General features: G+C 60.4%; 10 protein-coding genes. 5 read left to right on the top strand and 5 right to left on the bottom strand.

Features of this window, described 5'->3' with window-relative positions:
* Nucleotides 1-631 (top strand): adenylyl-sulfate kinase (cysC, locus tag DBR24_RS20515; protein ID WP_128615677.1); only part of this gene is annotated, 631 nt, incomplete at its 5' end.
* A 204-nt stretch (nucleotides 632-835) separates the two neighbouring features.
* Here the strand turns inward: cysC and DBR24_RS20510 are convergent.
* Genes DBR24_RS20510 through DBR24_RS20500 form a run of 3 tightly spaced genes read right to left on the bottom strand, consistent with a single transcriptional unit; the run spans nucleotide 836 to nucleotide 4228 of the window.
* A complete protein-coding gene (locus tag DBR24_RS20510) occupies nucleotides 836-1741 on the bottom strand; it encodes an acyltransferase (RefSeq protein ID WP_123464698.1) in 906 nt (301 codons plus the stop codon).
* Nucleotides 1742-3841 carry a phosphate acetyltransferase gene (gene pta / locus DBR24_RS20505; RefSeq protein ID WP_123464700.1) on the bottom strand — a complete coding sequence of 700 codons (2100 nt, stop codon included), beginning with the start codon at nucleotides 3839-3841 and terminating at the stop codon, nucleotides 1742-1744. It lies immediately after the preceding gene.
* A gap of 60 nt (nucleotides 3842-3901) precedes the next feature.
* Complete coding sequence (locus tag DBR24_RS20500; RefSeq protein WP_123465978.1) at nucleotides 3902-4228, bottom strand: DUF3565 domain-containing protein; 327 nt, start codon at nucleotides 4226-4228, stop codon at nucleotides 3902-3904.
* Between DBR24_RS20500 and DBR24_RS20495 the strand changes: the two genes are divergently transcribed.
* From DBR24_RS20495 to DBR24_RS20485, 3 genes are all read left to right on the top strand, one after another.
* Entirely contained in the window at nucleotides 4197-4682 is a 486-nt protein-coding gene (locus DBR24_RS20495; protein WP_003221719.1) for a peptidylprolyl isomerase, read from the top strand. The two genes, DBR24_RS20500 and DBR24_RS20495, sit on opposite strands and share 32 nt — an antisense overlap.
* 123 nt (nucleotides 4683-4805) lie before the next feature.
* On the top strand, nucleotides 4806-5288 hold the full coding sequence (locus DBR24_RS20490) for a glutathione peroxidase (protein ID WP_123464702.1): 483 nt from the start codon (nucleotides 4806-4808) through the stop codon (nucleotides 5286-5288).
* 165 nt (nucleotides 5289-5453) lie between these two features.
* The gene (locus DBR24_RS20485; protein WP_123464704.1) at nucleotides 5454-6557 is read left to right on the top strand and encodes an NADH:flavin oxidoreductase; all 1104 of its coding nucleotides are present in this window, start codon (nucleotides 5454-5456) and stop codon (nucleotides 6555-6557) included.
* Between the two features lie 136 nt (nucleotides 6558-6693).
* Here the strand turns inward: DBR24_RS20485 and DBR24_RS20480 are convergent, their stop codons facing one another.
* Together DBR24_RS20480 and cysZ are read right to left on the bottom strand one after the other, a co-directional pair.
* A complete protein-coding gene (locus DBR24_RS20480) occupies nucleotides 6694-7893 on the bottom strand; it encodes a glycosyltransferase family 1 protein (RefSeq protein ID WP_128615676.1) in 1200 nt (399 codons plus the stop codon).
* Between the two features lie 42 nt (nucleotides 7894-7935).
* The gene (cysZ, locus tag DBR24_RS20475; protein WP_123451730.1) at nucleotides 7936-8688 is read right to left on the bottom strand and encodes a sulfate transporter CysZ; all 753 of its coding nucleotides are present in this window, start codon (nucleotides 8686-8688) and stop codon (nucleotides 7936-7938) included.
* 311 nt (nucleotides 8689-8999) lie between these two features.
* Between cysZ and DBR24_RS20465 the strand changes: the two genes are divergently transcribed.
* Nucleotides 9000-9259, top strand: a 260-nt coding sequence (locus DBR24_RS20465) for an FAD-dependent oxidoreductase (protein ID WP_128615675.1), incomplete at its 3' end; no start/stop codon positions are given.

The raw sequence follows: 9259 nt of genomic DNA, 5'->3' as shown, positions 1-9259 counted from the left end.
CAATGGCACCGTCGGCGCGGGCATGATCGTTGCTCAGCCAGTGACGCATGGCACCGCCACGCATCACGGCAAACTCGCCCATGTTGCCACCGAAGAACGCGCTCAGCGTTTCGGTCAGCAGCCGGCCACCGTGTTGTTCAGCGGTTTGTCGGGCGCGGGCAAGAGCACTCTGGCCTATGCGGTCGAGCGTAAGTTGTTCGACATGGGCCGGGCGGTGTTTGTTCTGGATGGTCAGAATCTGCGTCATGACCTCAACAAAGGTCTGCCGCAGGATCGCGCCGGTCGCACCGAGAACTGGCGCCGTGCCGCGCATGTCGCGCGTCAGTTCAACGAAGCCGGTCTGCTGACCCTGGCAGCGTTCGTCGCGCCAAGCGCTGAAGGTCGCGAGCAGGCCAAGGAACTGATCGGCAAGGATCGTCTGCTGACGGTCTACGTGCAGGCCTCGCCGGCCGTGTGTGCCGAACGTGATCCGCAGGGTCTGTATGCCGCCGGTGGCGACAACATCCCGGGCGAATCCTTCCCGTACGACGTGCCGCTGAACGCCGACCTGGTGATCGACACCCAGTCGCTGTCGCTGGAAGAAAGCGTCAAGCAAGTGCTGGATCTGCTGCGCAAGCGTGGCGCGATCTAAGCAATAAAGCAGCGACAAGCTTCTAGTTTCAAGCTGCAATAAAAAGCCCGCCGATGAGTGATCATCGGCGGGTTTTTTATTGCCTTGAGATTGCTATCGCTGGCGAGCCAGCTCCCACAGGGATTTTCAGCGCACTCAAATATTGTGTAAGGCAGAGAAACCTGTGGGAGCTGGCTTGCCAGCGATGAGGCCGGAAAAGGCGCCTCAAGACCTCGCTGGGTATTCGCGGTGCATCTGTTCGAGCAACGCATCCTTGTCCAGCCAAAGCTGATTGATCCAGCCCTGAAACTGCAGGCGATATTCGCCGTCCTGGTCGTAGTTCTTGCCAATGAATTGCTGCGGAATCTGCAGTTCTTCAAAGTGCACCACCACATCGCGCACATTGCCGCAGAGCAAATCCCAGAACCCCGGACGGCCGGCCGGGTAGTGGATGGTCACGTTGACGATCGACTCCAGTTGTTCACCCATCGCATCCAGCACAAAGGCGATCCCGCCAGCCTTGGGCTTGAGCAAATATTTGAACGGCGACTGCTGCTGCGCATGCTTGCCTTCAGTGAAGCGTGTGCCCTCGACGAAGTTGAAAATCCCCACCGGATTGTCGCGAAACTTCGCGCAGGTCTTGCGTGTGGTTTCCAGGTCTTTGCCTTTCTTTTCCGGGTGCTTTTCCAGGTAGGCCTTGGAGTAGCGCTTCATGAACGGAAAGCCCAGCGCCCACCACGCCAGACCGATCACCGGGACCCAGATCAGCTCCTGCTTGAGGAAGAACTTCAGCGGTTGGATCTTGCGGTTGAGCACGTATTGCAGCACCAGAATGTCGACCCAGCTCTGGTGGTTGCTGGTGATCAGATACGAGTGCTGGTAGTCCAGGCCTTGCAGGCCGCTGATATGCCAGCGCGTGCGCCGTACCAGGTTCATCCAGGCCTTGTTGTTACTGATCCAGGCTTCGTGGGTGTGGCTCATCAGCCACAGCGAGGCGCGTCGGGCGAGGTCGAACGGCAGCACTTTGATCAGCGCCACGCAGAACAGAAACGAGCACAGCAGAATCGTATTGAGTGCCAACAGCAGCGAGGCGATCACACCGCGCAACGGTGCAGGGAGAAAGTCCAGCATTTACACATCCATAGGTCGGTTGGCGGCTTGAATCGCGGTCAGGGCGATGGTGTAGACGATGTCATCGACCTGCGCGCCGCGCGGCAGATCGTTCACCGGTTTGCGCAGGCCTTGCAGCATCGGGCCGAGGCTGACGCAATCGGCGCTGCGCTGCACGGCTTTGTGCGTGGTGTTGCCGGTGTTCAGGTCAGGGAACACGAACACTGTGGCGCGACCGGCCACTTGACTGTTCGGCGCCAGTTGCCGGGCAACATCCGCGTTGGCGGCGGCGTCGTATTGCAGTGGGCCGTCGATCAGCAACGAGTGCTGTTGTTCGTGGGCGAGCAGGGTGGCTTCACGGACTTTCTCGACTTCTTCACCGCTGGCCGATTCGCCGCTGGAATAGCTGATCATCGCCACGCGCGGGGTGATGCCGAAGGCCGCTGCCGAGTCGGCGCTTTGCAGGGCGATCTCGGCCAGTTCCGCAGCGCTTGGGTGCGGGTTCATCACACAGTCGCCGTAGACCAGCACTTCTTCAGGAAAGAGCATGAAGAACACCGACGACACCAGCGTGCAGCCCGGTGCGGTTTTAATCAGCTGCAGGGCCGGGCGGATGGTGTTGGCGGTGGTGTTGATCACCCCGGACACCAGTCCGTCGACTTCATCGAGGGCGAGCATCATGGTGCCGATCACCACGGTGTCTTCCAGTTGCTGTTCGGCCATCGGTGCGTTGAGGCTTTTGCTCTTGCGCAAGGCAACCATCGGTTCGACGTAACGCTCGCGAATCAGATCCGGATCGAGGATTTCCAGCCCCGGCGGCAACACGATGCCCTGGGCGCGCGCCACAGCTTCGACGTCTGCAGGTTTTGCCAGCAACACGCAACGGGCGATCCCGCGTTCCTGGCAGATCGCCGCTGCCTGCACGGTGAGCGGTTCGCTGCCTTCGGGCAGGACGATGCGTTTGTTCGCCGCTTGCGCATGCTGGATCAACTGATAGCGGAACACCGCCGGCGACAGGCGCATTTCCCGTGGGGTGCCGCAACGCTGGTGCAGCCACTTGGCATCGAGATGGCTGGCGACGAAATCGGTGATGATCTCCGCGCGCTCGCGGTCATCAATCGGGATTTCCTTGTTCAGGCCGTTGAGCAGGTTGGCGGTGTCGTACGAGCCGGTGCTCACCGACAATACCGGCAGACCGGCCTGCAACGCGCCACGGCACAAGTCCATGATGCGCGGATCGGGCAGGGTATCGCTGGTCAGCAGCAGGCCGGCCAGCGGCACGCCGTTGATCGCCGCGAGGCTGACGGCGAGGATGATGTCGTCGCGATCGCCCGGGGTCACCACCAGCACGCCGGGCTTGAGCAGCTCGACGGTGTTGCGCATGGTCCGTGCGCAAATGATGATTTTGGTCATGCGCCGGGTTTCGTAGTCGCCGGCGTTGAGCACTTGTGCGCCCATCAGATCGGCGACGTCGCGGGTGCGCGGCGCGTTGAGTTCCGGCTGAAACGGAATGCAGCCGAGCAGGCGGAAATCACCGCTGCGCAGCAACGGCGAATGTTCCTTCAGACGTGCGGCGAAGGCGTCCATGCTCTCCTCGGTCTTGACCTTGTTGAGGATCACGCCAAGGACTTTCGGATCCTTCGGGCCACCGAACAATTGCGCCTGCAACTCGACGCGGCCGGACAGTTCGGCGAGCACTTCGTTTTCCGGCGCCGAGACCAGAATCACCTCGGCATCCAGGCTCTTGGCCAGGTGCAGGTTGACCCGCGCGGCGTAACTGGCACTGCGCGTCGGCACCATGCCTTCGACGACCAGCACGTCCTTGCCGACGGCGGCTTGCTGATAGAGGGTGATGATTTCTTCGAGCAGTTCATCGAGCTGCCCATCGCCCAGCATGCGCTCGACGTGGGCCAAGCCCAAGGGTTGCGGCGGTTTCAGGCCGTGGGTGCGCGCCACCAGTTCAGTGGAGCGCTCGGGGCCGGTGTCGCCCGGGTGCGGCTGGGCAATCGGTTTGAAGAAGCCGACCTTCAGCCCGGCGCGCTCAAGCGTACGTACCAGCCCGAGGCTGATGGAGGTCAGACCCACACCAAAATCGGTGGGCGCGATAAAAAAAGTTTGCATGCGGATTCTCTAAGGGTGCATGGCAATGGCGATCATCTATCTCTGACAATCTGCCGAAATTCAGTTGCCAAGGTTATCGCTAACCACGCCTTGTGCGCACCAACCGCAGGCAAAGGGTTGGCCTATTTTTTCAATACGTTGCGCCGGGTCGAGCACCCACGCCCGTGATTGCCACGGCGGCTGGTGACGCAGGTGTTGCGTGTGGCCGCAGGAAAGCTCAACGACCCAATGGCCGTCCTCATCCTGATGGAAGCCGGCAATCGTCGAATCCCGTTTGTCCGGGTTGTGTTCGCTTTCGCGCGATTGCTTCGCTAAACTTGGCCTTTCTATATTCTTATGCAAAAGGTCTCGCCCCATGCTGATCGCCGCCAATAAGGCTGTCTCCATCGACTATACCCTGACCAACGACGCTGGTGAGGTCATCGACAGCTCCGCCGGCGGCGCTCCGCTGGTCTACCTGCAAGGCGCAGGCAACATCATCCCGGGCCTGGAAAAAGCCCTGGAAGGCAAAGCTGTCGGTGACGAGCTGGAAGTTTCCGTCGAGCCGGAAGACGCTTACGGCGAATACGCTGCCGAACTGGTCAGCACCCTGAGCCGCAGCATGTTCGAAGGCGTCGACGAGCTGGAAGTCGGCATGCAGTTCCACGCTTCGGCGCCGGACGGCCAGATGCAGATCGTGACCATCCGTGATCTGGACGGCGATGACGTGACGGTTGACGGCAACCACCCACTGGCCGGTCAGCGCCTGAACTTCAAAGTGAAGGTCGTTGCTGTGCGTGACGCCAGCCAGGAAGAAGTCGCTCATGGCCACGTCCATGGCGAAGGTGGCCATCACCACTGATTTTCTGCGCTAAGCTTCGAGTACTGGAGAGGCGCCTGTGGGCGCCTTTTTAGTCCGCGGCTGTCCTTGGTGGTCTCGCCAAGTGGCTGTTTCGAGTAGAACACGGGAATCCTGGAGTACGTCATGAGTGCTTTTCACGACCTTAAGTTGACAGCCCTGGATGGTCAGGAGCTACCGCTGGCGCCTTTCAAGGGCCAAGTCGTGCTGGTGGTCAACGTCGCCTCCAAATGCGGCTTGACCCCTCAGTACGCGGCGCTGGAAAACCTCTATCAGCAATTCAAGGGCAAGGGCTTCAGTGTGCTGGGCCTGCCGTGCAACCAGTTCGCCGGCCAGGAGCCGGGCACCGAGCAGGAAATCAAAGAGTTCTGCAGCCTCAACTACGGCGTGACGTTTCCTTTGTCGAGCAAGCTCGAAGTCAACGGTCACGATCGTCATCAGCTCTACCGCTTGCTGGCGGGCGAGGGTGCGGAGTTTCCCGGTGACATCACCTGGAATTTCGAAAAGTTTCTGCTCGGCAAGGACGGCCGCGTGCTGGCCCGGTTCTCGCCGCGCACGGCGCCGGATGATCCGACCATTGTTCATGCGATTGAAAAAGCGCTGAGCTGACACAGCAAGATCAAAAGATCGCAGCCTTCGGCGGCGCCTGCAGGGGCTTGTCGGTGCTGCGATCTTTCGTTTCTGATCCTTGATCACCCAAATCAATAATGCTGTTCAAGGCTTGTAACACTCCATATTATCGCCGTCATAAAGCCATTCCCTGCGGAGTTTCCAATGCCGGTCCAAGCCTTGTTCAAACCGTTCCACCTCGGTGCCCTCGAACTGCCGACCCGTGTGGTCATGGCGCCGATGACCCGCTCGTTTTCCCCGGGCGGCGTGCCGAACTCCAAAGTCATCGAGTACTACCGTCGTCGTGCCGCGGCCGGCGTTGGTCTGATCATCACCGAAGGCACCACCGTCGGCCACATTGCCTCCAACGGCTATCCGAACGTGCCGCAATTCTTTGGCGACGCGCCATTGGCCGGCTGGAAGAAGGTCGTCGATGCGGTTCACGCCGAAGGCGGCAAGATCGTTCCGCAACTGTGGCATGTCGGCAGCGTACGTCGCATCGGTACCGAGCCGGATGCCAGCGTGCCGGGTTACGGTCCGTCGGAAAAACTCAAGGACGGTCAGGTCGTGGTGCACGGCATGACTAAACAAGACATTCAGGATGTGATCGCAGCCTTCGCCCAAGCGGCCAAAGACGCCAAAAGCATCGGCATGGACGGCGTGGAGATCCACGGCGCCCACGGTTATCTGATCGACCAGTTCTTCTGGGAAGGCAGCAACCAGCGCACCGATGAATACGGCGGCAGCCTGGCCAACCGTTCGCGTTTCGCCATCGAACTGATTCAGGCAGTACGTGCAGCGGTCGGTGAAGGCTTCCCGATCATCTTCCGTTTCTCGCAATGGAAACAGCAGGACTACACGGCGCGTCTGGTGCAAACCCCGGAAGCGCTGGGTGAGTTCCTCAAGCCGCTGTCTGACGCTGGCGTGGATATTTTCCACTGCTCGACGCGCCGCTTCTGGGAGCCGGAATTCGACGGTTCCGAACTGAACCTGGCCGGCTGGACCCGCAAGCTGACCGGCAAGCCGACCATCACCGTTGGCAGCGTCGGCCTGGACGGCGAGTTCCTGCAGTTCATGGTCAACACCGACAAGGTCGCGCAGCCGGCCAGTCTGGAGAACTTGCTGGAGCGTTTGAATAAGGAAGAGTTCGATCTGGTCGCGGTGGGGCGTGCGCTGCTGGTGGATCCGGATTGGGCGCAGAAAGTCCGCGAGGGGCGTGAACAGGACATTCTGCCGTTCAGCCGTGAGGCGTTGATGACGCTGGTTTAAGCGGCGCTCTCACTGACCCCTTCGCGAGCAAGCTCGCTCCCACAGGTTTCTCTGCTGTTCACAAAATTTGTGTTCACTGGAGATCCCCTGTGGGAGCGAGCTTGCTCGCGAAGGCGGTTCTAACGTCAGCAAAGAATCAGGGCAATGTCTGCGCATTCGGCACCACTTGCTCCCCCACACAAGCCCCGCGCAAATGCTTTTCAAACTGCTCGACAACCGCCGACCAGCCCTGGCGACTCGCGTGCTGCCGCGCATTCAGGCGCACACAACGCAACGTCTCTTCTTCCTCCAGTAACCACGCCGCTGCTTCGCAAAAGGCCTGCTCATCGCCGGGCATGGCCAGCACGCCGTTGTAACCGTGGCGAATATGCTGCGCGGCAGCCGCCTGATCGTAAGCCACCACGCCAAGGCCTGAAGCCAAGGCTTCCAGCACGACATTGCCAAAGGTTTCGGTCAGGCTCGGAAACAGAAACATGTCACCGGATGCATAGTGCGCGGCCAACGCTTCGCCGCGCTGCGAACCGCAGAAAATCGCCTCGGGCAGGTCCTTTTCCAGGGCCGTGCGCTGCGGGCCGTCGCCGACCACGATCATTTTCAGATTGCGCTGTGGATAGGTGCTGCGCAGTTGTTCAAAGCTGCGTTTGAGCAGACCCAGGTTCTTCTCCGGCGCCAGTCGTCCTACATGAATGACGGCAACGTCGTGCTCGCTCAGCCCCCATTGCTCACGCAGGGCGTTCAGGCGCTTGCTCGGATGAAACAACTGACTGTCGACACCGCGCGACAACAGCGCCAACCGCTCGAAATGCCGCCGCTCCAGTTCCAGGCGCTGGCTGACGCTGGGCACCAGGGTCACCGCCGAACGATTATGGAACCAGCGCAGATAATGCGTGAGCATCCGCGTCAGCAGGCCGAGGCCGTACTGGCTGGTGTATTGCTGGAAATTGGTGTGAAAACCGCTGACCACCGATATCCCCAAACGGCGCGCCGCACGCAGTGCCGACAACCCCAGCGGGCCTTCCGTGGCGATGTACAACACGTCGGGGCGCTGACGTTTCCAGCGTCGCAGCAGTTTGTGCATCGACGACTGGCCCCATTGCAGCCCCGGATACCCCGGCAACGGCCAGCCGCGGCAGAGCAGCAGCGCGTCATCTTCACTGCGCTGCGGATCACCGGCCTGACGCGGGCGCACCAGTTCAACCTGGTGGCCGCGCGCGCGCAAGCCATCGCACAAGCGGCCAAGGGTATTGGCCACCCCGTTGATTTCCGGTGGGAAGGTTTCGCTGATCAGAGTGATATGTAGAGCTGTCGTCATGACCTCAGTGTCGACTGAGGCCATGTCGTGCTTGTGACGTTCGGATGATGGATTTGTGACGCGGTGTCAGCGCTGAGTCACCAGATTCTCGGCACCACGCTCACGCACCCAGAACAGCGTTGCGCCAGCGACAGCCGCCGGCATCATCAGGATGTTGACCACCGGAATCAGCAGCACCAGATAGACAATCCCGCCAAAACTCATGCTCTGCCAGCGCTTCTGCCGCAACCAGGCAAGCATTTCGTTCCAGCCCAGTTTGTGGTTATCCGCCGGGTAGTCAATGTACTGGATTGCCATCATCCACACGCCGAACAGCAGCCACAGCGGTGCGGCAATGATGTTCACCACCGGGATGAACGAGAGGATGAACAGGCCGATCGCCCGGGGCAGGAAGTAGCCGAGTTTGCGCATTTCCCGGGCGAGGGTGCGCGGGATCATCGCGATCAGTTCGCCCCAGCTGAACGCCGGGAAATCATCAGTACCTCGCACCACCACTTCAACTTTTTCCGCGAGAAAACCGTTGAACGGCGCGGCGATGACGTTGGCCAGCATGGTGAAAGTGAAAAACACCATCAGTGCGACCAGCACCACAAACAACGGCCAAAGAATGTAGCTGAGGAAACTCAGCCACTCGGGTAGCGATGGCATCAGCGTATCGACCCACAGGCTGAACTGATGGCCGGCCAGATAGATCAATCCGACGAACAGCACCAGGTTGATCGCCAGTGGCAACAACACGAACAGGCGCAGGCCCGGGCTGAGAACCAGTTTGAGGCCTTCGCGCAGGTATTGCGGGCCGGACAGAACGGGTGCGGGCATAAGGTGCTCCGAGCAAAGGAAAACGCGCCGACCTTACCGACTTTGCACCATGCGGGAAAGCGCGGCAGAGCGATCGACATTCACTGTAACAAAGACGTCCATCTCGTCAGTGTCTGCGCATAGAGACCACCTATGAGCTGGATTGTTAAACCGTATTTCCTTAATCTTGCCCCCCTCGATACGCTGCACCCAACTTTTTACAGGACTGTCGAGCTCATGCCTTCCCCAAGGTTATCCACAGTCCTTTTTTATTCCCGCCGGCAGTCCGGCGTTCCGCGCCAGTGTTTCGGCCCGGTCAACAGGAGCAGGTCATGTCTGAAGTCCGTCATTCGCGAGTGATTATTCTCGGTTCCGGCCCTGCCGGTTATAGCGCTGCGGTCTACGCCGCCCGTGCCAACCTCAAGCCACTGCTGATCACCGGCATGCAGGCCGGCGGTCAACTGACCACCACGACCGAAGTCGACAACTGGCCGGGTGACGTTCACGGCCTGACCGGCCCGGCGCTGATGGAGCGGATGCGCGAGCACGCCGAGCGTTTCGAAACCGAGATCGTTTTCGATCACATCAACGC

Source organism: Pseudomonas sp. HMWF006 (genome assembly GCF_003061205.1).
GTDB lineage: Bacteria > Pseudomonadota > Gammaproteobacteria > Pseudomonadales > Pseudomonadaceae > Aquipseudomonas > Aquipseudomonas monsensis.
Note: the sequence above shows the minus strand (reverse complement) of the source record. Positions and strands in the feature narration are given on the sequence as shown.

Bases quoted from the DNA above. Each gene is read 5' to 3' on its own strand.
- pta (WP_123464700.1), bottom strand. From the start codon at position 3,841: ATGCAAACTTTTTTTATCGCGCCCACCGATTTTGGTGTGGGTCTGACC.
- DBR24_RS20495 (WP_003221719.1), top strand. From the start codon at position 4,197: ATGCTGATCGCCGCCAATAAGGCTGTCTCCATCGACTATACCCTGACC.
- DBR24_RS20510 (WP_123464698.1), bottom strand. From the start codon at position 1,741: ATGCTGGACTTTCTCCCTGCACCGTTGCGCGGTGTGATCGCCTCGCTG.
- cysZ (WP_123451730.1), bottom strand. From the start codon at position 8,688: ATGCCCGCACCCGTTCTGTCCGGCCCGCAATACCTGCGCGAAGGCCTC.
- DBR24_RS20490 (WP_123464702.1), top strand. From the start codon at position 4,806: ATGAGTGCTTTTCACGACCTTAAGTTGACAGCCCTGGATGGTCAGGAG.
- DBR24_RS20480 (WP_128615676.1), bottom strand. From the start codon at position 7,893: ATGGCCTCAGTCGACACTGAGGTCATGACGACAGCTCTACATATCACT.
- DBR24_RS20500 (WP_123465978.1), bottom strand. From the start codon at position 4,228: ATGGAGACAGCCTTATTGGCGGCGATCAGCATGGGGCGAGACCTTTTG.
- DBR24_RS20485 (WP_123464704.1), top strand. From the start codon at position 5,454: ATGCCGGTCCAAGCCTTGTTCAAACCGTTCCACCTCGGTGCCCTCGAA.